Origin of the sequence: Kribbella sp. NPDC050459 (genome assembly GCF_040655315.1) — a bacterium.
GTDB lineage: Bacteria > Actinomycetota > Actinomycetes > Propionibacteriales > Kribbellaceae > Kribbella.
Map to the genome: position 1 here is coordinate 223,003 of NZ_JBFAJQ010000004.1, position 22,915 is coordinate 245,917.

23 protein-coding genes are annotated in these 22,915 nt (G+C 70.9%); 8 read left to right on the forward strand and 15 right to left on the reverse strand.

The genetic code is table 11. The features are described from left to right. Window positions 1–4: 4 nt before the first annotated feature. From AB0I12_RS17055 to AB0I12_RS17065, 3 genes are read left to right on the forward strand one after another with little or no spacing between them, the layout of a single operon-like run. The gene (locus AB0I12_RS17055) at window positions 5–814 is read left to right on the forward strand and encodes an aldo/keto reductase (protein ID WP_359930113.1); all 810 of its coding nucleotides are present in this window, start codon (window positions 5–7) and stop codon (window positions 812–814) included. A gap of 15 nt (window positions 815–829) precedes the next feature. Beyond that, complete coding sequence (locus tag AB0I12_RS17060; protein ID WP_359930114.1) at window positions 830–1,798, forward strand: Dyp-type peroxidase; 969 nt, start codon at window positions 830–832, stop codon at window positions 1,796–1,798. After that, window positions 1,795–2,595: a family 1 encapsulin nanocompartment shell protein gene (locus tag AB0I12_RS17065; protein WP_359930116.1), complete on the forward strand. Its 801-nt coding sequence runs from the start codon at window positions 1,795–1,797 to the stop codon at window positions 2,593–2,595. The genes AB0I12_RS17060 and AB0I12_RS17065 overlap by 4 nt, the downstream gene beginning before the upstream one ends. On the opposite strand, the gene AB0I12_RS17070 is transcribed toward AB0I12_RS17065, so the two are convergent. The 5 genes from AB0I12_RS17070 to AB0I12_RS17090 form a co-directional block, all read right to left on the reverse strand. Beyond that, a complete protein-coding gene (locus AB0I12_RS17070; RefSeq protein ID WP_359930117.1) occupies window positions 2,592–3,443 on the reverse strand; it encodes a hypothetical protein in 852 nt (283 codons plus the stop codon). The two genes, AB0I12_RS17065 and AB0I12_RS17070, sit on opposite strands and share 4 nt — an antisense overlap. Continuing rightward, window positions 3,440–4,039, reverse strand: a complete 600-nt coding sequence (locus tag AB0I12_RS17075) for a sigma-70 family RNA polymerase sigma factor (RefSeq protein WP_359930119.1) — start codon at window positions 4,037–4,039, stop codon at window positions 3,440–3,442. Before AB0I12_RS17075 ends, AB0I12_RS17070 begins: the two co-directional genes overlap by 4 nt. Before the next feature lie 68 nt (window positions 4,040–4,107). Beyond that, on the reverse strand, window positions 4,108–5,352 hold the full coding sequence (locus AB0I12_RS17080) for an MFS transporter (protein ID WP_359930121.1): 1,245 nt from the start codon (window positions 5,350–5,352) through the stop codon (window positions 4,108–4,110). Next, a complete protein-coding gene (locus tag AB0I12_RS17085; RefSeq protein ID WP_359930122.1) occupies window positions 5,349–6,536 on the reverse strand; it encodes an amidohydrolase in 1,188 nt (395 codons plus the stop codon). The genes AB0I12_RS17080 and AB0I12_RS17085 overlap by 4 nt, the downstream gene beginning before the upstream one ends. Window positions 6,537–6,560: 24 nt before the next feature. Beyond that, window positions 6,561–7,199: a GntR family transcriptional regulator gene (locus AB0I12_RS17090; protein WP_359930124.1), complete on the reverse strand. Its 639-nt coding sequence runs from the start codon at window positions 7,197–7,199 to the stop codon at window positions 6,561–6,563. A gap of 84 nt (window positions 7,200–7,283) precedes the next feature. On the opposite strand from AB0I12_RS17090, the gene AB0I12_RS17095 reads away from it, so the two are divergent. Continuing rightward, entirely contained in the window at window positions 7,284–8,915 is a 1,632-nt protein-coding gene (locus tag AB0I12_RS17095) for a glycoside hydrolase family 32 protein (protein WP_359930126.1), read from the forward strand. Between the two features lie 4 nt (window positions 8,916–8,919). On the opposite strand, the gene AB0I12_RS17100 is transcribed toward AB0I12_RS17095, so the two are convergent. Beyond that, the gene (locus AB0I12_RS17100; protein WP_359930128.1) at window positions 8,920–9,408 is read right to left on the reverse strand and encodes a pyridoxamine 5'-phosphate oxidase family protein; all 489 of its coding nucleotides are present in this window, start codon (window positions 9,406–9,408) and stop codon (window positions 8,920–8,922) included. A gap of 85 nt (window positions 9,409–9,493) precedes the next feature. Here AB0I12_RS17100 and AB0I12_RS17105 point away from each other — a divergent pair, with 85 nt between their 5' ends. After that, a complete protein-coding gene (locus tag AB0I12_RS17105; protein WP_359930130.1) occupies window positions 9,494–11,368 on the forward strand; it encodes a hypothetical protein in 1,875 nt (624 codons plus the stop codon). Here the strand turns inward: AB0I12_RS17105 and AB0I12_RS17110 are convergent. Genes AB0I12_RS17110 through AB0I12_RS17120 form a run of 3 tightly spaced genes read right to left on the reverse strand, consistent with a single transcriptional unit; the run spans window position 11,345 to window position 13,032 of the window. Further along, window positions 11,345–12,055, reverse strand: a complete 711-nt coding sequence (locus AB0I12_RS17110) for an isocitrate lyase/phosphoenolpyruvate mutase family protein (protein WP_359930132.1) — start codon at window positions 12,053–12,055, stop codon at window positions 11,345–11,347. The two genes, AB0I12_RS17105 and AB0I12_RS17110, sit on opposite strands and share 24 nt — an antisense overlap. Before the next feature lie 10 nt (window positions 12,056–12,065). Continuing rightward, entirely contained in the window at window positions 12,066–12,527 is a 462-nt protein-coding gene (locus AB0I12_RS17115) for a carboxymuconolactone decarboxylase family protein (RefSeq protein ID WP_359930134.1), read from the reverse strand. Between the two features lie 43 nt (window positions 12,528–12,570). Further along, window positions 12,571–13,032, reverse strand: coding sequence for a MarR family winged helix-turn-helix transcriptional regulator (locus tag AB0I12_RS17120; RefSeq protein WP_359930136.1), 462 nt, complete (start codon window positions 13,030–13,032; stop codon window positions 12,571–12,573). 125 nt (window positions 13,033–13,157) lie between these two features. Here AB0I12_RS17120 and AB0I12_RS17125 point away from each other — a divergent pair, with 125 nt between their 5' ends. The 3 genes from AB0I12_RS17125 to AB0I12_RS17135 are packed head-to-tail and all read left to right on the forward strand — an operon-like array spanning window position 13,158 to window position 16,981. Next, window positions 13,158–14,237, forward strand: coding sequence for an alkene reductase (locus AB0I12_RS17125; RefSeq protein WP_359930138.1), 1,080 nt, complete (start codon window positions 13,158–13,160; stop codon window positions 14,235–14,237). A gap of 3 nt (window positions 14,238–14,240) precedes the next feature. Then, window positions 14,241–15,593: an MFS transporter gene (locus AB0I12_RS17130; RefSeq protein WP_359930140.1), complete on the forward strand. Its 1,353-nt coding sequence runs from the start codon at window positions 14,241–14,243 to the stop codon at window positions 15,591–15,593. A 20-nt stretch (window positions 15,594–15,613) separates the two neighbouring features. Next, the gene (locus AB0I12_RS17135) at window positions 15,614–16,981 is read left to right on the forward strand and encodes a PLP-dependent aminotransferase family protein (RefSeq protein ID WP_359930141.1); all 1,368 of its coding nucleotides are present in this window, start codon (window positions 15,614–15,616) and stop codon (window positions 16,979–16,981) included. A gap of 12 nt (window positions 16,982–16,993) precedes the next feature. Here the strand turns inward: AB0I12_RS17135 and mmuM are convergent, their stop codons facing one another. The 6 genes from mmuM to AB0I12_RS17165 all read right to left on the reverse strand — a co-directional run bounded on the left by mmuM (window position 16,994) and on the right by AB0I12_RS17165 (window position 22,839). Continuing rightward, window positions 16,994–17,857, reverse strand: coding sequence for a homocysteine S-methyltransferase (gene mmuM / locus AB0I12_RS17140; RefSeq protein ID WP_359930143.1), 864 nt, complete (start codon window positions 17,855–17,857; stop codon window positions 16,994–16,996). Next, window positions 17,850–18,776 carry an FAD-dependent oxidoreductase gene (locus AB0I12_RS17145; RefSeq protein WP_359930145.1) on the reverse strand — a complete coding sequence of 309 codons (927 nt, stop codon included), beginning with the start codon at window positions 18,774–18,776 and terminating at the stop codon, window positions 17,850–17,852. Before AB0I12_RS17145 ends, mmuM begins: the two co-directional genes overlap by 8 nt. Window positions 18,777–18,852: 76 nt before the next feature. Continuing rightward, a complete protein-coding gene (locus tag AB0I12_RS17150; RefSeq protein WP_359930147.1) occupies window positions 18,853–19,677 on the reverse strand; it encodes a M55 family metallopeptidase in 825 nt (274 codons plus the stop codon). Beyond that, the gene (locus AB0I12_RS17155; protein WP_359930149.1) at window positions 19,678–20,997 is read right to left on the reverse strand and encodes an enolase C-terminal domain-like protein; all 1,320 of its coding nucleotides are present in this window, start codon (window positions 20,995–20,997) and stop codon (window positions 19,678–19,680) included. Beyond that, window positions 20,994–21,908, reverse strand: a complete 915-nt coding sequence (gene kdgD / locus AB0I12_RS17160; protein WP_359930151.1) for a 5-dehydro-4-deoxyglucarate dehydratase — start codon at window positions 21,906–21,908, stop codon at window positions 20,994–20,996. The genes AB0I12_RS17155 and kdgD overlap by 4 nt, the downstream gene beginning before the upstream one ends. Before the next feature lie 52 nt (window positions 21,909–21,960). Beyond that, entirely contained in the window at window positions 21,961–22,839 is an 879-nt protein-coding gene (locus AB0I12_RS17165; protein ID WP_359930153.1) for a LysR family transcriptional regulator, read from the reverse strand. Between the last annotated feature and the right edge of the window lie 76 nt (window positions 22,840–22,915).

The window sequence follows — 22,915 nt, forward strand, 5'->3', positions numbered from 1 at the left end:
CATGATGACTCGCACGCTCTCGAACGGAACTGAGATCCCGGTGCTCGGCCTGGGGGTCTGGCAGGTGGACGACGGCGTGGAGTGCGAGCGTGCCGTGACGTGGGCGCTCGAGGCCGGCTACCGGCTGATCGACACCGCGCAGGCCTACCGCAACGAGACCAGCGTCGGGAAGGCGATCCGGGACAGCGGCATCCCGCGCGAGGAGATCTTCCTGACGACGAAGTTCTACCCGGGCGGCAAGGACGCGCGGGTCGAGGCGGAGAAGAGTCTCGAGCGGCTCGGCACCGACTACCTCGACCTGTACCTGATCCACTGGCCGCAGGGCGGACCGACGTGGGCCTGGCCGGCGATGGAGGCCGCGGTCGACGCCGGGCTCACCAAGGGCATCGGCATCTCGAACTTCAGCGCCGCCGAGCTGGCCGAGTTGAACAAGATCGCCCGGATCCAGCCGGTCGCGAACCAGGTGCTGTTCAGCCCGTTCGAGTACCGCAAGGGACTCGTCGCGGCGTGCGAGGATGCGGGCGTCGTCGTGCAGGCGTACAGCCCGCTCGGCACCGGCCGGCACCTCGACGACCCGGTGATCGCGCGGATCGCCGCGGCGACCGGCCGGACACCGGCGCAGGTCCTGATCCGCTGGGCGATCCAGAAGGGCCTCTCGGTCATCCCGAAGTCCATCCACCAGGACCGGATCGTCGAGAACTTCGACGTCTTCGGCTTCGAGCTGGACGACGCGCAGGTCGCCGACCTGGACGCCCTGGACACCACGCATCTGACAGCGGACGCCTTGGCGCAGAGCGGCAAGTGGTGGTCCTGACACCATGCTGACCCCATGATCCAGGAGGTGCTGCGGGAGCCCGCGAAGGCAGCGATCTTCCTCGTGCTCGACGTCCGTCCTGGATCCGAGAGCGTCGCGCGGGACGTGCTGGCCGACCTCGCCGGGCTGACCCGCTCGGTCGGTTTCCGGGTGCCGGACGATCGGCTCAGCTGTCTGGCCGGCATCGGCGCCTCCCTCTGGCACCGGCTGTACCGCCAACCGGTGCCGCGCGGCCTGCATCCGTTCCGGGGCGTGTCCGGCGCCAAGCACACCGCCCCGGCGACGCACGGTGATCTGCTCTTCCACCTGCGCGCCCGGAGCCTCGATCTGTGCTTCGAGCTCGCCCGCCAGGTGATGGCCCGGCTGGCCGGCCACGTCAACCTCCGCGACGAGGTGCACGGGTTCAAGTACTTCGACCAGCGCGATCTTCTCGGCTTCGTCGACGGCACCGAGAACCCGTCCGGCGCGGCGGCGGTCGCCGCGGTCACGATCGGCGCCGAGGACCCGGCCTACGCCGGCGGCAGCTACGTGATCGTGCAGAAGTACCTGCACGACCTCGACGCCTGGCAGGCGCTGCCGGTCGCGGAGCAGGAGCGGGTGATCGGCCGGTCGAAACTCGCCGACATCGAGCTCACCGACCAGCCCGCGAACTCGCACGTCGCGGTCACCACGATCGTCGACCCGGACGGGACCGAGCGGCAGATCGTCCGCGAGAACATGGCCTTCGGCGCGCCCGGATCCGCCGAGTTCGGCACCTACTTCATCGGGTACGCCGGGACCCCGGACGTGATCGAGCGGATGCTGCGCCGGATGTTCGCCGGTGAGCCGCCCGGCAACCACGACCGGATCCTCGACTTCTCGACCGCGGTCACCGGCAGCCTGTTCTTCGTGCCGACCGCCGCGTTCCTCGCCGGCGACCAGCCGGCCACCACCAGCGCGGACGGCTCGCTGGGCATCGGCAGTCTGAAAGGGAGTCACGCATGACCAACAACCTGCACCGCGAGCTCGCCCCGGTCTCGGACGCCGCGTGGGGCGAGATCGAGGAGGAGGCCCGGCGGACCTTCACCCGGGACATCGCCGGCCGCCGCGTGGTCGACCTCGTCGGCCCGGCCGGGCCGGGCCTGTCCTCGGTCGGCACCGGGCACACCGAGCCGGTCGAGGCGCCGGGCGAGGGAGTGCTCGCGCTCCGCCGGACCGCGCAGCCGATCATCGAGCTGCGGGTTCCGTTCACCGTCTCGCGGCAGGCCGTCGACGACGTCGAGCGCGGCGCGAAGGACTCCGACTGGCAGCCGGTCAAGGACGCTGCCAAGCAGATCGCGTACGCCGAGGACCACCTGGTCTTCCACGGCTCCGGCGCGGCCGGGATCACCGGCCTCGCCCCGAGCTCCTCGAACCCGGTCCTCACCCTTCCGGCCGATCCGCGCGAGCTGCCGGACACCGCCGCCCAGGCCCTGCGCGCGTTGCGCCTGGCCGGGGTCAGCGGTCCGTACAGCCTGCTGCTGTCCGCCGACACGTACACCGCGGTCGCGGAGACCACCGACCACGGCTACCCGATCCGCGAGCACCTGGCCCGGCTGATCGGCGACGGCGAGATCATCTGGGCGCCGGCGCTCGAGGGCGCGCTGCTGGTGTCGACGCGCGGCGGCGACTACGAGCTGCACCTCGGTCAGGACCTCTCGATCGGGTACCTCTCGCACGACGCCGACAGCGTCCAGCTGTACCTGCAGGAGTCGCTGACGTTCCTGGCCCTCACCGCGGAGTCGAGCGTCGTGGTCCGTTAGTTCGGCCCGTAGTTCCAGAAGTAGCCCTGGCGGCAGGTCTTCGGGTCCGGGTGCGGGTTGTGGCTCTGCCAGACGCTCAGCTTGCCGTTCGGGTCGAGGTAGCACGCCCTGCTGAGGGCCGCGGCCTCACCGTCGGTCCGCGGGCTGGTGTACACGACCTTGCCCGTCGCGTCGTACCCGCGGACGACGTACACGCGACGGGCCGAGTCGACGTGCGGCCCGCGGGCCCGGATGTAGGGCACCGCGGTGTAGAAGAAGCCGTTCCGCAGTACCGCCTCGACCGGCTCCTGGTTGCCGACGGCAACCGTGATGCGCTTGATGTGCGCGGCGTACGGCCCGGCGCCGATCATCCGGGGCTCGATCGCGCGGTACAGGTCCTGGTTGTCGCCCTCCACATCGCCCTGCTGCACGCGCCCCTCGGCGTCCAGCCCGCAGGTCACCCACAGGCCGAACTGCTTGATGACCACCCAGGACGTCGTGTACGCGTCCGCCGGAGGGTTCGTGAACCGGAACCCGTCGAGGACCTGGTAGCGCACCGACTGCGGAGCGCGCTTCGCCGGAAACTGGTGACGCTGCGCGCAGAGCTTCGCGAACCGCGCCTTGTCGGCGTCGTTCAGCGGTGCCACCGCCTGCGGCGGCTGCGTCGCGGGAGCTTGCTCGTTGTCACGGCGCAGTGCCGGTACGCCGAACGCGAGGCCGGCCGTCACGGCGAGGACGGCCGCGGCGGCCAGCAGCGGTACAACGCGGCCGCGGGGCTTGCGGGCCGCCTCGTGCGCGACGATCGCGGTCAGCTCGGCGCGCTGGCGTTCGCGGGTCTCGGGGCGCAGGTCGGGAGGAGAGGTGATCATGCCGGTGACTCCATCGGAGAAGGAAGATTGAGTTCGCGCAGGTGCTTGCGGGCCCGCGACAGCCGGGACTTGACCGTGCCGAGCGGTACGTCGAGGGCGACCGCGGCGGCCTGCTGGTCGAGACCGGCCCAGATGCAGAGTTCGACGATCTCGCGCTCGTGCTTCGGAAGCCGCCGCAGCGACTCCCGGGCCTGCTGGACCCGGCGGTCGTCGTCGAGCCGGCCGGCGACGTCGTCGGCGTGGTCCCGGACGTCGTGGACCAGCACGTGCGCCGCCGCGAGCGCCCGGCGGTAGCGGAGCTTGGCCCGCCACTCGTTCCGCACGGTGTAGTCGGCGGTCCGCAGCAGCCAGGGGAGTGCCGAGTCCCGGTCGAGGACCACGTCCGCGCGCCGCCGCCAGGCGTGCAGGAACACCGTGGACGTGAGGTCCTCGGCATCACTCCACGAGCCGGTCCGCCGGTACAGGAACCTGTAGATCGCCTGCGCGTGCCGGTCGTACAACTGCCCGAACGCCCCGGAATCGCCCTCGGCCGCGCGGTCCCACAGCAATCCGTCGGACGCCGTCACCGGCCCGTCGTCCACTAGGTAAACCCCCATCGACCCTCCGTTCTCGCCTGACACCTGCAACGTGTCGGGCGCGCGGGAAAGGTTCCCGGGTGGGTCAATCAGTCACCGTAGCCGGAACCGCTGTAGCGCAGCAGGCTCGGAGTCCAGATCGCCAGCGCGGCGACCAGGACGACCAGCAGGAGGGCGCTGACGAAGGTTGTCCTGCCGACGCCGTAGTGCTCGGCGAACGCGCCGAGAGCGAGGGAGGCAACCGGCATGATGCCGATCGCCAGCTCCTGGACGCCCAGCGCGCGACCGTGCAGGGACTCGTCGGTGGTCATCAGGAGCAACGTCGTCTGGAATACGCCGAACGCGGCGCTCATCACACCGATCGCGGCCGTGAGGACGAACGCGACGATCCTGTCGTGGGACAGCGCGAAGAGGGACCACAGCGTGCCCCACAGCGCCGTACCGATCACGAACAGGCCGCCCTTGAACCGGAAGTCGCCGAGCCAGGCGATCACCAGCGAACCGGTCAGCCCGCCGACGCCGGCGCAGGTGAGGAGCCAGCCGAGTCCCGCCGCGTCCAGTCCGAGCGACTCCTGGGCGAACACCGGCATGAAGGACTGGGCGACCGGCCACAGCAGCGTGTTCGCGGCCAGCGTGACCAGGAGCACGGTCGAGGCGAGCCGGTTCCTCGCGAGGTCGCGGAGACCGCTGGTGACCATCCGGATCGCCGACCCGGCGTGCGCGCCGGCCACGCGGCCGTGCCCGCGCAAGGGCAACAGCGTGACCAGCGAGACGGCGTACCAGAAGGTCGAGACCCACAACGCGGCCGCGGCGCCGAGCCCGGTGATCAGCAGCCCACCGATCGCGGGGCCGATCACCTGCGTCATGTTGAGCGCCATCGAGTTCAGCGCGTTCGCGTTGCTGAGGTTCTGCCGACCGACCAGGTCCATCACCAGCGAGGCGCGGGCCGGCTGCGACGGGGACTGCGCGAGCCCGATCGCCAGTCCGCCGACCACGAGCACCCAGTACGACGCCTTGCCGAGCGACGCCAGGGTGGCGACAGTGCTGACCGCGACCAGCGCCCAGGACGCCGCGACGATCAGCAACCGCACCCGGTCGTGCCGGTCCGCGAACGCCCCCGCGAATGGCCCGAGCAGCAACGGCGCCAGCCGCACCGCCGTGTAGACCGCGACCAGGAAGTCGGAGTGCGTCGTCTCCCACGCGAGCCACCCGAGCACGAGCGTCTGCGTCCACACACCGCCGAAGAAGAACAGGTTCGAGAACCAGAACAGCCGGAAGACGCGGTTGTCCTGCAGTGAGCCCAGCGTCCGCCCGACCGCCGTACCGCTGCTCACACCCGGAGTTCGCCGTCGCGGACGACGACCTGCCCGCCGGCGATCACGAGCTCGCGACGCGGCGCGCGCACCAGCACGTCCGGCGCGTTCTCGGCGTCGAGCAGCACGATGTCGGCCCGCGCGCCCACGGTGAGGCCGTGGTTGGCGCGGTGCACGAACCCGGCGCCGTACGTCGTCGCAAGCTCGACGGCGTACGTCAGGTCCTCGTCGGTGCGGAGCCCGTGCAGCCGGGCGAAACCGCGCGCGACCTGCAGCAGGTCGCCGTCGCCGTACGGCGACCACAGGTCCCGGATGCCGTCGGTGCCGAGACCGAGCGGAACGCCCGCCGCGCGCATCTCGCGGAACGGCAACGGCGCCGACGTCGGCGGGGCGACCGTGGTCCAGGAGATCCCGGCCGCGCCGAGGTGGTCCACCAGCTCGGCCCGCCGCGCCGGCGGCAGCTCGCCGAGCGCGAACCCGTGCGAGACGTTCACCTTGCCCTGCAGCCCTGCCTGCACGGTGCGCTCGGCGATCAGCTCGTATTGGAAGCCGCCGAGGTCGCCGCGGTCGTGCAGGTGGATGTCGATCCCGACCCCGCGCCGGGCGGCGATCTCGAACAGCGCATCCAGCTGGCCGACCGGGTCGCGGTCGATCGTCGCCGGGTCCAGACCGCCGATACTCGTCGCGCCTTCGGCGGCGGCCTGGTCGAGCAGGTCGAGGACGCCGGGACGCCGGAGCACACCGTCCTGCGGGAACGCCACGATCTCCACGTCGACCGCGCCGTCGAGCGCGGCCGCGGCCTCGCGCACCGTGGCGATGCCGCGCAGCCCGACCCCGAGGTCGACGTCGACGTGCGTGCGGGTGGCCGTCGTCCCGTGCCGGAGGAACTCACGCAGCACGGCCTGCGCACCGCTCACGCTCGGGATGCCGTACTTGTCCCGCTCGGCGCGCTCGTGGGCGATCCGGCCCTGAGTCGTCGGCTCCCCGCCGTACGACACCCACGGCTGGCCCCACCAGCTCTTGTCGACGTGCGCGTGCGCGTTGACGAACCCCGGCAGCGCCAGGAGGCCGCGGCCTTCGATCCGCTGCTCAGCGGTCGCTCCGCTCCCGGCGGGAGAGAGGTCGGAGATCACGCCGTCGACGATCGTCACGTCGACCGGGTCGCCGCCCCAGGGGCGCACGTCAGCCAGCAGCAAGGAGGTCATGCCGGGAATGGTATACCAAAATTCTCACTCACCCGCGCGCCTGTTCCGGATCAGGGTCCGGGACTGCGTGAGGTGTTCGCCGGCCAGCCGTTCGGCGGCCTCGACGTCGCGGTTCGCGATCGCGGTGAACAACTCCTGGTGCTGGTCGGCGACCGCGACCAGGTCGTCGTGCTGGGTCAGCAGCCAGCGCATCCGGCTGCGCAACGGGCGCTCGATCTCGACGAGCAGCTCGTTCGACGCCAACTCGGTGACGAGCTCGTGGAAGTCGGCCGCCGTGCGCCGCGAGACGACGGCGTCCCCGGCGCGCGCCGCGCCGAGTTGCTCGTCCAGAACGGCCCGCAGGCGGTCGAGTCCGGCTCTGGTACGCCGCTCCGCCGCGAGTCGGAACGTCAGAGGCTCGAACGCGGACCGGACCTCGCTCAGGTCCGCGATGTCGGAGTCGGTGAACGTCCGCACCACCGCCCAGGACCGCGGCCGCAACGTCACGAGTCCCTCGCCGACGAGCGCCTTCAGAGCCTCGCGCACCGGCACCCGGCTGACGTCGAGCGCGGCCGCGAGCTCCCGCTCGACCAGCCGCTCACCCGGCAGCCGTGCGCCGTCCAGGATCTCGTCCCGCAGTTGCCGTGTGACCCGCTCGGTCTCCGACTCCCGGCTTTCGCTCATCGGCCTCTCCAGGGTTTGGTATGCCATTGTCCAGCATCTCGTACCAGCGGGTCCGCGGGCGAATCAGGTGCTACTGTCCGCGCAATGGAGGCACCGGAACCGCTGACCTGGACCACATCCGCGCGTGGACGGCGCGTCTCGGCGCCGTTCGTGATCTCGCAGCCGTACCTGAACTTCCGGATCGGCGGCGGCGACTACGAGTACAAGACCTGCTTGAACGTCGTCGTCAAGGGCGAGATCGTCCGCACCGAGACCGGCCGCGGCACCGAGCGGCCGCACCCGGCCTCCTTCGACCTGACGGACAGGCTCGGTCAGGAGGCGCACCTGGAGATCGTCTCCGAGGCCGGCCACAGTGACGTGCACGTGAGCGACGTCGTGCCGAGCTCGACCCCGGCGGTCGGCACGACGAGACCCCCGCTGTACCGGGAGGCGCTGCGCCCGCAACTGCACTTCACGGCCCGGCAGTGGGCCATGCACCGGCTGAACCCGGTCGAGCGCGAGGAGGGCTGGCTCAACGACCTCAACGGTCTGGTCTTTCACGAGGGCGAGTACCACCTGTTCGCGCAGCGCTGGAACAAGTGCTGGATCCATGCCGTGAGCAACGACCTGGTGCACTGGACGGAGCTCCAGCCGGCGTTCTTCGAGGAGTCCCTCGACACCGGCGTACAGTCGGGCAGCTGCGTTGTCGACGTCGGCAACACCTCCGGCCTCGGCGAGCCCGGCGGGGAGCCGGCCATGGTCGCCTTCTGGTCGCGCAACGACAATCGGTCGCAGTGCGTCTCGTACAGCCTCGACCGCGGCCGGACGTGGACGCATTACGCCGGCAACCCGATCATTGACCTGCCGGAGCGCGATCCGATGGTGTTCCGCGATCATCGGCGCTCGCAGTGGGTGATGGTGCTGTACGGCGACGACCGGTACCAGCTGTTGCGCTCCGACGACCTGCTGCACTGGGAGCTGCTGGACAGCTCGATCGCGGACAGCTTCGAATGCCCGGACTTCTTCGAGCTCCCGGTCGCCGGCACCGACGAGTCGCGCTGGGTCCTCGTGCGCGGCGACGGCCGCTACTCGGTCGGCAGCTTCGACGGGCAGGCCTTCGTCGAGGAGACACCGCAGTTGCAGGTCGACGGCGGGCCGCACTTCTACGCGACCCAGAGCTGGGCGGCCGATCCCGCCCCGCGCCGCGTCCAGGTCGCCTGGATGCGCGGCGGCCGCTACCCGAACATGCCGTTCAACCAGCAGGTGAGCATCCCGTGCGACCTGAGCCTGCACCGCACCGCGGACGGCCTACGCCTGTACCGCACGCCGGTGCCGGAGCTCGCGAGCCTGGAGCGCGACCGGAACGCCTGGCCGGCCCGGGTGCTGTCCACCAGCAGTCCCTGGCAGATCGGTACGGCGTGGCCGCTGCTCCGCATCACCTGCGAGGTGACCCTGCCGGCAGACGGCGAGCTGGCGTTCGACATCTGTGGCACGCGAGTCTCTGTGACGTCGGGCAGCATCGCCGTACTCGACGGTGAACAGCCGACGATCACCGCGCTCACCAAACTCGACATCCTCGTGGACATGACGTCCGTCGAGGTCTTCGCCAACGACGGTGAGGCCTCGCTGACGGCCTGCGTCCAGCCGGGTCACCACGAGCTCACTCTCACCGCGTCCGGAGCCGATTGCACGATCGAACGCCTCGAGGTCGCCGAGCTCGATTCGATCTGGCCGTAACCGGTCAGCTTGCGCTCTTCTGTTTGATCAGGTCCTCGACGGCCTTCGGGATCGTGGTCTCGAAGTCGAGCAGCTTGGCCCAGGTCAGCGTGATCGTGATGACGACCATCTCGTCGTACAGCCCCTTCACACCGGCCTCCCAGGCCGGGTACTGCTCGTCGGTCATCACCTTGTGACCGGCGACGAGGTAGCCCTCGGGGACACCCGGGACGGTGCTGAGCTCGGCGGTGCCGCGCAGCAGCAGGACCTTGGGCGGGAACGCCCCGGTGTCGATGGTCAGCGCGACCTTCGGATTCTTGCGGAGCGCGGCGACCTTGGCGGCCTTCGGCACGGTGGCGATCAGGATCTGGTCGCCCTCGACCCAGAAGCCGATCGGGACGACCCGCGGGTCCCCGTCCAGGCCGTCGTAGGCGAACCGGGCCGGCTCCGGCCCGTCGAGGAGCTGGCGTGCGTACGGCTCGGCGAGGATCTCGGCGATCTGCTGCTTGTTCATCTCGGTTCCCATCGCTGCGGAGGTCGGTTCTCATCAGGGGGACGGAGCCGTCGCGCGGTTCTCGACATCGATAGGTTGGCGGATCGTGGAAAGTTTTGATTTCGGTCGCGGGACGGTCCAGCTCGCCGACGACGGCTCGGTCGCGCAGGTGCTGCATCCGGACGGCAGACGCATCCTGCTGGACGAGGGGGTTGTGCACGACAGCCTGCACGCCTGGGGCAAGGGCTTCGTGATCACCGATCGCGGCGCGCACCGGTTCGACACCCCCGCGTTCACCCGGTGGCGGAGCAGCGGCATCGACCTCATGTACCGGTTCGGCGATCTCGAGTTGCGCGTCGGCCGCCGCTTCGGCGAGCAGTGGACCGAGACGTACGAGCTGCGCAACACCGGCACGGATCCGGTCGAGATCGGGTCGCTGGCCATCAGTACGCCGTACCGCGACGTCTACACCTCCAGCCGGGAGAGTCTCACCGGTGCGGTGCACGCCCATGTCTGGACCGGCGGCGCGGACGCCTGGGTGTGGGCGGTGCCGATGGACGGCAGCGGTCCGGGGCTCGGCCTGCAGCTCGAGGAAGGCGAGCTCTGGGCGTACTCGGTCGAGTCCCGCGAGCCCGGCACGAGCAGCAACATCCGCGGCCACATCTACCTCCACGTCACCGACCACGCCCGCGCGCCGCACGCGATGGGCGGCCAGCCGACCAAGGTCCTGGACCCCGGCCAGTCGTACCGCTGGACCTGGCAGCTGGCCTGGTACGACGACCTGCCCGCCTTCCACGCGGACCGCGCGCCGCTGATCGGCGCCGACCGCCTCGCGGCCGAGCTCGGCGAGACGATCCGGCTGCACGACGGACGCGAGATCACCGCCACCGAGCCGGGTCTCCAGTACGTCGACGCGCCGGACGGCAACGCGCGGATAGCCGTACTGTTCCACGAACCGCTCCGGCAGGTCGCCGAGCGCCGGGCACGGTTCGTGCTGGACCGGCAACGCCGGCCCGAGCTCGACGACAGCCGCAAGTACGCGTTCGTGCCGTACGACAACGACAGCGGGCTCACAGTCCTCTCGAGCGCGTGGCGCGACTGGTCCGACGCCCGTGAACGCGTCGGCATGGCGCTGCTGCTGCAGGAGGTCCGCGACCGCGGGTGGGGCGACCGCGCCGAGCTGGACGAGGCGCTGGCCGGCTACGAGCAGTTCGTCCGCGACCATCTGCTCGACGACCAGGGCACGATCCAGGACGACAGCATCCACCAGAACGCCGTCCGCCTGTATAACTTCCCCTGGTTCGCCCGCTTCCTGCTCGGCCAGGGCGATCGCGCCGGGGCGACCCGCATCCTGGACCGGTACTACGAGCTCGGCGGCGACCACTTCCTCGCCTTCGACCTCGGCCCGCTGCTCAGCGAGCTCGGCCTGCACGACCACCTGGTCCGGCACGCGAAGACCTTCGTCTCGTACGGCGACGAGCTGCCGCCGCACGAGGTCAACTACGAGCAGTCGATGGTCGCCCCGCTGCTCGAGCTGCTCGTCGCGGCGTACCGGATCGCGCCGGACGAGATCGACGGCGCCGAGCTGACCCGGCGCCTGCCGTGGCTGACCGCGTTCGCCGCCGACCAGCCCGACGTCCGGCTGCGGCACGTCCCGATCCGGCACTGGGACGGCTACTGGTTCGGGCGGCTGCGGCTGTGGGGCGACGTCTTCCCGCACTACTGGTCCGCGTTGAGCGCGGTCGTGTACGCCGCCTGGCCGCGCGAACTCGGCACGCCCGCGGACGCCGCCTGGCTGGACCGCGCGGAGGACGCGATCCTCCGCGCGAACCTGGTCAGCTTCGCCACGGACGGATCGGCGACCTGCGCATTCGTGTACCCGAGCTGCGTCAACGGGCAGCCCGCCCACATCGCCGATCCGCTCGCGAACGACCAGGACTGGGCGCTCGTCTACGCCTTACGACGTGAGCGTCGGGAGTAGCTCCCGGAGCTGCGTCATCAGGTAGTCGTGCACGCTCGTCCCGTACGAGATCCGGGTGGCGCCGGCGGCGGCGAGCTCGGCCGGCGTCGGGCCGCCGACCTTCGCGTGGCCGTTGATCGGCCCGCCGACCTCGGCCGCCACCTGGGCCAGCTGGTCCAGCGGCGCGAGGATCGGGTAGACGCAGTCGACGCCGGCGCGACGGTATTCGCGCCCCCGCCGGACGGCCTCGCCGACCGGGTCGTCGACCGGGCGGATGAAGGTGTCGACGCGGGCGTTGATCACCAGCTCGGCTCCCGCGGCGGCCCGTACCTCGGCCAGGTAGTCGGCCTGCCGCGCGACGTCGACCAGCGCGCCGCCGGCCGAGTCCTCGAGGTTGCAGCCGACCGCGCCGGTCTCCAGCAACCGCTCGGCGAACTCCTTCGGCGGCAGGCCGTACCCGGCCTCCATGTCGGCCGTCACCGGTACGTCGACCGCGCCGGCGATCCGTGCGACGGCGGCGAACATCGTCTCCGGCGGGGTCAGCTGCCCGTCGTCGTACCCGAGCACGCGGGCGACGGCTCCGCTGCTGGTGGCCACGGCGGCGAAACCGGCCTCGGCGACCAGGCGGGCGCTCACCGGGTCCCACGCGTTGGGGAGGACCAGGGGAGTGCCGCCGTGGTGCTGGGCCCTGAACTTCTCGGCAGTCATCGATGCGACCTCACGGCTGGTAGTGACCGGGCTCCATCTTCCCGGTCACCCCGACCCGGGTCCACATGTTGATCGTGATGATCAGCGAGATCAGCCGCGCCAGGTCCTTCTCGTCGAACGCCTGCGCCGCGACCTCGTACACGTCGTCGGGGACGTGGTCCACGCTGATCAGCGTGATCGCCTCGGTCAGCTGCAGTGCGGCCTTCTCCTGCTCGGTGTAGAACTTCGCCGATTCCCGCCAGACCGGGAGCAGGGCGATCCGTTGCTGCTGGTCCGCGCCGAACTGCAGCAGGTCGAGGGAGTGCATGTCGGTGCAGTACGAGCACCCGTTGATCTGCGAGGCCCGGATCCGCACCAGGTGCGCGAGCTTCGGGTCCAGGCCGGTGTCGGACACCCGATCCAGCTCGATCATCGCCTGGTAGAAGTCAGGCGCCAGGTTGGCGAGCTTGACCCGCCGCATCGTCGTTGTCATACCCTCAACCTACGGCCGGATCGGCCCAGATACCTGGTCCACTTCACTCGCGGATCGAAGGGCCATTTCGGGATGACGCGAGGTTCGCCTCGAGCTGCGCCAGAAGGTCGAGGGCGTCGGACCGCTGCTCCGGCGTGAGGTCGCCGACCGCGATCCTCTCCAGCTCCGCCCAGCTGCGCTCGACCTCGCGGCGGACTGCCTGGCTGGCCGGCGTCGGCTCGACGATCGTGGCGCGCTTGTCGGTCGGGCTCGGCCGGGTGCGGACGAAGCCCGCGTTCTCGAGGCGCCGGACCATCCGGGTCATCGTCGCGGAATCCGAATCGAGCGTGCGGACCAGGTCGGTCTGGGTCTGCGGACCGCGCTCCCACAGCTGCATCATCACCAACTCCTGGCCGAGGTGCAGGCCGACGCCGCGCAGCATCTGCTGCGCGAGCAGGCGCTGCAGCCGGGCCACCCGGACGATCGCGTTGGTCAGCGGCTGGGCCGGCATCGACGGCTGAGTCATCGGTTCCTCTGGTAGCTGTTCGGACAGCTGAACTCTAGCATGCCTTATTCAAAAGCGGTTCGGGAATGGATCCCGTACATTACCTGTTCGAACAGGTAATGCTCTCCGGACAGAACGGAACCCCTATGTCCCTCGCGTTCGATCCCTACGAGCTGGGCGGCGTACGCCTGGCCAACCGCATCGTCATGTCGCCGATGACGAGGAGCCGCGCCCACGGGCCGGGCGCCGTTCCCGGCGACCTCGCGGCCGAGTACTACGCGCAGCGCGCCGGCGCCGGCCTGATCGTCACCGAAGGAACCCAGCCGTCGCCGGTCGGCCAGGGGTATCCCGACACCCCCGGGCTGCACTCGCCCGAGCAGGTCGCGGCCTGGCGCCGGGTGACGGACGCGGTGCACACGGCCGGCGGCGTGATCTACGCCCAGCTCCTGCACACCGGCCGGATCGGGCATCCGAGCCTGCTGCCTGACGGCCTGCACCCGGTCGCCCCGTCGGAGACCCGCGCGGCCGGGCAGGTCTTCACCCATGACGGCCCGAAGGCCTTCGTCACGCCGGCCGCGTTGACCGACGCCGGCATCGCGCGCACCGCCGACGACTTCGCCGGCGCGGCGCGCAACGCGATCGCGGCCGGCTTCGACGGGGTCGAGCTGCACGGCGCCAACGGGTACCTGATCCACCAGTTCCTCGCGCCGAACACGAACCGCCGTACCGACAGGTGGGGCGGATCGCCGGCGGCCCGGGCCCGGTTCGGCGTCGCGGTGGCGACGGCGGTGACCGCGGCGATCGGGCCGGGCAGGACCGGATTCCGGATCTCGCCGGGCAGCCCGGTCAACGACATCGCCGAGGACGATCCGGAGGACACCTACCTGGCGTTGCTGACAGGTCTCGCACCGCTCGGGCTCAGCTACCTGCACGTGATGGAGGCGCCCCGCGGACGCGAGCTGACGCACCGGCTGCGCAAAGAGTGGGCAGGCACGCTGATCCTCAACCCGCACACCTCACCCGAGCCGACCGGGCCCGACGAACTGCGCCTGATCGAGGACGGTACGGCGGACCTGGTCGCCTTCGGCGCGCTGTTCCTCGCCAACCCCGACCTGCCGGCCCGGCTCGCGGCCGGCGGTCCGTACAACTCCCCGGACCGCGGCACGTTCTTCGGCGGCGACCACCGGGGCTACACCGACTACCCGCGACTCGGCCAGGAGGCCTGACCCGTGTCCAGCCAAACGCTCCCCAGGACCGGTCGTCTGATCCTCGCGCTGGCCTGTGTCAGTCAGTTCATGGTGATCCTCGACGCCTCGATCGTGAACGTCGCGATGCCCTCGATCCAGGTGGACCTGGGATTCAGCGGCACCGGCCTGGCCTGGGTCGTGAACGGGTACCTGCTGACCTTCGCGGGCTTCCTGCTGCTCGGCGGCCGCGCCGCGGACCTCTTCGGTCGTCGTCGCCTCCTGGTGTCGGGACTGCTCCTGTTCGCCGCGGCCAGTCTGCTGGCCGGCCTGGCGACCTCGCCCGAGGTTCTCGTCGCTGCCCGGGTCGTCCAGGGCATCGGGTCGGCTCTGCTGGCGCCGGCGACCCTGGCCGTGCTCAACACGGCCTTCACCGAGCCGCACGAGCGGGCGCGAGCGTTCGGCGCCTGGTCGGCCGCGGGCGGCATCGGAGGTACGGCGGGTGCGCTCGCCGGCGGCGCCCTCACGACCGGGCTGTCCTGGCGCTGGATCTTTCTGATCAACGTGCCGATCGGTGTCGCACTCATCGCGGCGGCGCTGACATCGCTGCCCGGCGCCCGTCCACTGCGACGCGAGCCGCTCGACCTGACCGGTGCGCTGACGGCAACAGCGGGGCTGGCGGCGGCGATCTTCGGGGTCATGCAGAGCGCGGACCACGAGTGGACGTCGGTCCGGGTCGTCGGCCCGGTGCTCGCCGGGGTGCTGCTCCTCGTCGCGTTCACGATTGTCGAGGCGCGGATCGCCGTCCGGCCGATGCTGCCGTTGCGGTTGTTCCGGAGCCGCAGGGTCGCGGTCGGCACCGCCATGTTGCTGGTGTTCGGCGGGATCGGGATCGCGATGTGGTACTTCGGTTCGCTGCTGCTCCAGAACGTGCTCGGCTACAGCGCGTTGCGCGCCGGGCTCGGACAGACACCTGCAGCCGTCACGTTCGTGGTCGTCGCGCGGCTGGCCGCCGGGCTGCTTCCGCGGACCGGCGTGCGTCCGCTGATCCTCGCCGGCGCCGTCCTGTTCCTGGCCGGCTTCGGCTGGCTGTCCCAGGCGGGCTCCGGCAGCGGGTACCTGCTCGCCGTGCTCGGGCCGATGCTGCTGGTCGCGGGCGGGATCGGGCTGACGTTCCCGACGCTGATGGCCACGGTGACCGCCGGGGTGGCCGAGGACGACGCGGGGATCGTCGGCGGGCTCGCCAACACCGCGAGCCAGATCGGCGGATCGATCGGCCTCGCGGTGCTGACCACGGTCGCAGTCGGCGGCTACCACCTGGTGTTCCTGGTTGCGGCCGCTCTGGGACCGGCGATCGCGCTGGTGAGCGCGCTCCTGCCGAGGTCCTCGCGGGCCTGATCGCTGTATGGTCCCGTGCCATGGAGGATTCGGGGGCCGACCTGCATCTCGAGCTGACGTCGGCGCGCGGCCGGGGGGACCTGGTGCGGGCGTTGCACGAGTCGATCCGGAGTGGGCGGCTGGTGGCCGGGACCCGGTTGCCGTCGTCGCGGTCGTTGGCCAAGGACCTCGGGATCGCGCGGAACACCGTCGCGGACGCGTACGGGCAGCTGGTCGCGGAGGGGTGGCTGACGGCGCGGCAGGGGTCCGGGACGGTCGTCGCGAACCGGGCTGCCGTGCCGCCGGCGCCGTCCGTGCTGTTGCCCGAGGCCCGCACCTTCCGGTACGACCTGACGCCGGGAGCGCCGGACGTGGCGACGTTCCCGCGGACCGAGTGGCTGGCGGCCGCGCGCAAGGCGCTCATCTCGGCGCCGAACGAGGCGTTCGGGCTGAGCGATCCGCGCGGCCGGATCGAGCTGCGCACCGTGCTCGCGGACTACCTCGCCCGGGCCCGCGGCGTCCGCGCCGACCCGGAACGGATCCTGATCTGTTCGGGTTACGTGCAGGCTGTGAGCCTGCTCGGCGAGGCGGTCCGGACGCTCGGCGGGACGACGATGGCGGTCGAGGAGTTCGGGTACGGGCTGCACCGCGACGTGATCCGGGCCCGCGGCCTGGAGGTGGCCGCCGTACCGGTGGACGAATTGGGTGCGCAGACGTCGAGGCTGACCGGGCAGGGGGTGCTGCTCACGCCGGCGCACCAGATGCCGACGGGCGTGCCGCTGGCGCCGGAGCGTCGTACGGCTGCTGTCGAATGGGCGCGGGAGTCGGGGGCGGTGCTGATCGAGGACGACTACGACGGGGAGTTCCGCTACGACCGGCAGGCGGTCGGGGCGTTGCAGGCGCTCGACCCGGAGCGCGTCGTCTACACCGGCACGGCGAGCAAGAGCCTCGCGCCCGGACTGCGGCTGGCGTGGATGGTGCTGCCGCAGCGCCTCATCGAGCCGGTCGTCGCCGCGAAGCGGACCGCCGACTACCAGACCGCGACGCTGGAACAGCTCGTCCTCGCGGAGTTCATCGCCTCCGGCCACTACGACCGGCACGTACGGCGGTCCCGCCTGCACTACCGGCGCCGCCGCGACCGCCTGGTCGAGCTGCTCGCGGTCCGCGCGCCGACCGTCGAGGTCGCCGGCATCTCGGCCGGAATGCACGTCCTGCTCGACGTGCCCGGCGACGCCGAGGACATCGTCACCCGGGCCGCCCGGCAGGGCCTCGGCCTGACCACGCTCACGACGTACCACTTCGACCCCACGCCGGCCACCCGCCAAGCCGTGATCGTCGGCTACGGCACCCCACCCGACCACGCCTACCCCGGCGCCCTGGACCTCCTCTGCCAGGTCCTGGGTGTCTGAGGGACGACCGGCTCATCCACTCAGAGAACTGAGGCGGCGGATGTCGTCCGGGCCGACTCGGCAGCAACCGCCGATGTACGTCGCTCCGGCCGCCAGCCAATCGGGGGCGAAGGTCGCCGGGCCGGTGCCGTCGCCGATCCAGCGACGGGCGATCGGGTCCCAGGACTCGCCGCGGTTGGGATAGGCGATCGCGGGTTTGCCGGTGGCGGCGACCGCAGTCCGGACGGCGGGCAGGACGTCCGCGGGACGGCAGCAGTTGATGCCGACAGCAACCACTTGGTCGACGGTCGCGATGCCGAACGCCTCGGCGAGCGGTTGCCCGGCCCGGGTGCGGTCGCCCTCGATCGAGTAGGAGAACCAGGCGGGGAGATCGAGATCACGCAGGAGCTCGGCCAGGACCTCGGCCTCCTGGGTGTCGGGGATGGTTTCGACGGCCAACAGATCAGGTCCCGCGGCGGCGAGGAGTTCCAGCCGCGGACCGTGGAAGTCGCGCAGGACCGTCGAGCTGACGCCGTACCGGCCGCGGTACTCCGAACCGTCGGCGAGCATCGCGCCATACGGGCCGACGGAGGCCGCGACCAGCCGTCCGGGGAACTCGTCGCGGACCTCGCGAGCGATCCGTACCGAGCTCGTGATCAGGCGCTCGGCCTCGGAGCGGTCGACGCCGGCACGCTCGAAGCCGGGCACGCTGGCCTGGTAGCTCGCCGTGGTCGCGACCATTGCGCCGGCCTCGTAGTACGCGCGGTGCACCGCCGCGATCTCCGCCGGATCGTCCCGCAGCAGCCGGGCCGACCACAGTGTGTCCGACAGGTCATGGCCGCGGTCCTCGAGCGCGTTCGACAGACCGCCGTCCAGGACGACCGGCCGGTCAGACACCTTGGACAAGTTCGAAGACCTCGTCCGCGCAGCCCCACGAGACGGTGACCCCGCTGCCGCCGTGGCCGTAGCAGTGGATGATCGGCTCGCCGGAGCGAGTGCGGACGAGCTCGCACCGGATCGTCGGTCGCGCCGGACGCAGCCCCACGCGCTGCCGGATGACCTTCGCCATACGGAGTTGGGGAACCAGCTCGGCGGCGCGCTCCAGGATCTCCGACGAGGTCCTCGGGTCGACCGTCAGGTTCCAGTCGCCGGGCTGGCTGGTGCCGCCGACGACGACGTCGTTGCGGCGCGGGACCACGTACGTCATCTCGTCCGGCGAGCGGTCCGCGAGCAGCCATTCGGTGAGCCCGCACGGCTCGACCGTCAGCACCTGCCCCCGGACCGGTGTCACGGTCGGATCGCTCGCCGTCAGCCGGGCACCCAGTCCGGTGCAGTTCACGACGAGATCGGCTCCGGTCGGCAGCGCGGACAGCGCAGCGCGGGTCAGCGTCCCGCCGGCCGCCTCGAGCCGTTTCACCAGCGCGGGCAGGTACGCCGGCATGTCGATCACCGGGGTCGTGAACGACCAGCCGTCCGCGAATCCAACCGGCGGCGAGCCGACCCGGGTGAGATCCGGCAGGACGTCGGCCCATCGCGGATCCGGCGTCCGCTCCACCAGGAACTCCCGCCCGTGCAGCAGCTGCACCGACGGCTCGACCTCCGCCAGCTTCGCGAACTCCTCGTACGACGTCCGCGACCAGCCGGCCACTCGATCTTCCGGCGCCGACAGGTACGGGTACCAGATCGCGGCCGCCACCGACGACGTGGTCTCCAGCGGCAGGTCGCGGGCGAACACCGCCACGTCGTACCCGCCCTCCGCGAGCCGGATGGCGCAGCTGAGCCCGATCACGCCCGCACCGACAACGATCACGCGCATTCACCCAGTGTTACGCACGCACCGACATCGCACCACCCGGCAACGAATCTGCAGCTCGACCGTCGAAGTCGCCGACCTACTCGCTGACGCCGCGGCTCAGCAGGACGGTCGCGATGAAGGTCCGATACAGCCGCAGCGGATCGTCGTTGCGCAAGACAACGACTCTCTCTTCGCGCCGCTCGACGCCGCGCAGCTCGCAGGCCAGCTCGGCGAAGGCCCGGGTGTGGAACCGGACGGTCAGCTCGGCCGGCAGCGTGATGCTCGGCAGCCGGATGTCGCTCAGCCGGGCGAGCGCGCGGCGGGCGCCGTCGTGGATCAGCTCGCGGGCCCGCTCGGGATGGACCGACAGGGCGGCGTTGTGCGACACCGAGTTCTTCACCACGACCGACTCGATGTCCGGACAGAACGCCTGCGCCTCGTCGATCGTGATCCGGTCACCGGAGATCAGCACGACGGGCACCCGGCAGGCGAGCGCCACCAGGGCGTTGATCCCGGCCTCGCCGGTGATCGCGCCGTTCAGCCGGACCTCGGCGATCGCCCGCGGGTTGTACGTGTGGTGCAGCACGGACCCCGTCGCGCCCGCCGACCCGTGGTACGAGACGAAGAACGCGGCGTCGAACGACTCGTCCAGGCCCTGCATCATGTAGAGCGGCTTGTGCTTCCCGGACAGGTAGCTCGCGCGCCCGTGCAGCTCGTCGGGGCGCAGGTTCTGCATCGTCGAGTGCGAGTCGTTCACCAGGAACTCGGTCCCGCCCGCGGCCAGCGCGCCGTCGATCGCGGCGTTCACCTCGGCCTGCAGCTGTCCCCGGTAGTACTCGTACTCCGTGGCGGGTCCGCGGGCCTGGCTCCAGTCGACGACCCCCGCCGTACCTTCCATGTCCGTGGAGAGGAAGACCTTCATCTAACGCACCATACAAGGCCGTTTCGGGTCGAACTCCCAGTCCTCGACCAGGCACCGCATCGCGATCGCGTCGTCGCGGGCTCCGAGGCCGTGCTCCAGGTACAGCTCGTGGGCGGCGGCCAGCGCCTCGCGGTCGAGCTCGATCCCGAGCCCGGGTTTTGCCGGTACGGCGATCTCGCCGCCGGCGATCCGCAGCGGGTCCTTGGTCAGCGCCTGACCGTCCTGCCAGATCCAGTGCGTGTCGAGCGCGGTGATCTCACCCGGTGCGGCCGCGCCGACGTGTGTGAACATCGCCAGCGAGATGTCGAAGTGGTTGTTCGAGTGCGAGCCCCAGGTCAGCCCGAAGTCGTGACACAGCTGGGCGACGCGCACCGATCCGGCCATCGTCCAGAAGTGCGGATCCGCCAAGGGGATGTCGAGGGCGTCGGTGCGGATCGCGTGTGCCAGTTCGCGCCAGTCGGTCGCGATCATGTTCGTGGCCGTCCGCAGACCGGTCTGCCGCTTGAACTCGGCCATCGTCTCCCGCCCGGAGAACCCGGGCTCGGCGCCGCACGGGTCCTCGACGTACGCGAGGACGCCGTCCAGACCCGAGCAGACCGCGACGGCTTCGCGGACCAGCCACGCGCCGTTCGGGTCGACGGTGATGCGCGCGGACGGGAAGCGGTCGTGCAGCGCCCGGACCGCGTCGATCTCGACATGCGGATCGAAGACGCCGCCCTTCAGCTTGAAGTCCGCGAACCCGTACCGCTCCTGAGCCGCCAGAGCCAGTTCGACAATCGCATCAGCAGTCAGCGCCGGCCGCCGACGCAACTCCGACCACCTGTCGCCGGCATCCTCCGCCCGGTAGGGCAGGTCTGTTTGGGTCGCATCGCCTACGTAGAACAGATAACCCAGTACGGGGACCGCGGTGCGTTGCTGTCCTTCCCCGAGCAGATCCGCGACGGGCACGCCGAGGTGCTGCCCCAGGAGATCCAGCAGCGCCGACTCGAGACCTGTGACCGCATGCACCGTCGTACGGAGGTCGAACGTCTGTAGTCCACGGCCGTCGCTGTCGAGGCCCTGGAATCTGGTGGACACGGTGCGGAGCAGGGATCGGTAGCGGGCGAGCGGTTGGCCGACGAGCAGCGGAGCGGCTTCGCGGATCGTGGCGGCGATCTTCTCGCCGCCGGGGACCTCGCCGAGGCCGGTGTTGCCCGAGCTGTCGGTGACGATGACGACGTTGCGGGTGAAGAACGGACCGTGCGCGCCGCTCAGGTTGAGCAGCATGCTGTCGTACCCGGCGACCGGCACGACCTGCACCGCGGTGACGGTCGGGGTCATCCGACCTTGCCGATCAACTCGGTGAGCTGTGCGAGCTCCTCGTCGCTGAGGTCCTGCAGCGGCGGCCGGACCGGCCCGGCGCCGCGGCCGATCGCGTTCACACCGGCCTTCACGATCGACACGGCGTACCCCTTGGTCCGGTCGCGGATGTCCAGGTACGGCAGCACGAACTGGTTCAGCTTCCGGTACACCGAGGCGCGGTCCTGTGCGATCACGTCGGCGTAGAAGCCGAGCGCGAACTCCGGCACGAAGTTGAAGATCGCCGACGAGTACGTGCTGTAGCCGAGTTGCAGCAGCGGCAGCGCGAACGTCTCGGCCGTCGGCAGCCCGCCGACGTACGTGAGCCGCTCACCGACCCGCGCGTACGTCCGCGTCATCTGCTCGACGTTCCCGACGCCGTCCTTGAAGCCCACCAGGTTCGGGTTCCGGTCCGCAAGCTCCGCGACCGTCACGTCGGTGAGGATCGCGTTCGCCCGGCTGTAGACCGTCACCCCGAGGCTCGTGCTGCGACAGACCGCCGACACATGCTCGATCAAACCACGCTGACCCGCCTCGGTCAGGTACGGCGGGAACACCAGGATCCCGTCCGCGCCTGCCTCCTCCGCCGCTCGCGCACCCGCCACCGCCGACGCGGTCCCGCCGGTCGCCGGCGCGATCACCGGCACGCGCCCGTTCACCTCCGACACAGCCGTCCGGACGACGGTGTCGATCTCCGCCGGTGTCAGCGAGAAGCCCTCGCCGGTACCGCCCGCGGCGAACAGACCCGCGATGTCGTACCGGCTCAGCCAGGACAGGTGCTCGCGGTACCCGGCCTCGTTGAAGCTGAGGTCGGCGTGGAAGTGCGTGACGGGGAACGACAGCAGCCCGGTCTTCAGCTGCGCGGCGAGTTCTGCGGGGGAGTAATGGGTCACGCCGGTCAGCGTAAGAACGTCGGTGGATACCTGTCCAAGATCGATTTTGGATCTAATGATGCTCTGGGAGCATCGTGAGCACGCGCTGCAGGACCGGGCTGGTCGCGTCGCGGCGCCAGATCGCGTGCAGTTCGACCGGGCTGCCCGGGCCGTCCAGGTCGCAATACGTCACACCCTCGACGCCGAGGTGCCGGGCCGACGCGGGCACCAGCGCGACGCCGCGGCCGGCCGCCACCAGCAGGATCACGGTCAGGATCTGCTGCACCCGCTGCTCGATCCGGGGATGCGACTCGGCGAGGAACCGGACCGTCAGCTCGTGGAAGTACCGGGCCTGGGTCGGTGAGTAGCTGATCACCTGCTCGCCGCTGAAGTCCGCCGACGTCAGCGGCCGGCCGAGGGCGGCGAGCCGATGGTTGCCGGGGACAACGGCGCACAGCGGTTCGCGGGACACGATCCGGGAGTCCAGGACGTCGGAGTCGAACGGCGGCCGCCCGAGCCCGAGGTCCAGCTCGCCGCGCAGCAGCCCGTCGATCTGTGCGGGCGTGACCCGTTCGTGCAGGATCACGTCGACGTCCGGCAGCTCCTCGGACAGCCGGCGCAGCAGCGGGCCGAGCGTCCGGATCGCCGACGTGGCCGTGAACCCGAGCCGCAGCGTCCCCGCCGCGCCCCGGTCGACCCGCCGGGCGAGGTCTCCCGCAGTCTCGACCAGCGCCAGCAGCCGGCGCGCCTCGGTGAGGAACGCCTGCCCCGCCTCGGTCAGCTCGACCTTGCGGTTGTCGCGTTCCAGCAGCCGGGCGCCGACGGCGCGCTCGAGTTTCTGCACCTGACGGCTCAGCGGCGGCTGGGTCATGTTCAGCCGCTCGGCGGCGCGGCCGAAGTGCAGCTCCTCGGCGACGGCGACGAACGCGCTCAGCTGGTCGAGCGAAAACATGATGCAGGAAAGGTATCACTCGATGCCACATCGGCCTTGGACACGCATGATCGACCCTTCCTACGCTCACGCAATC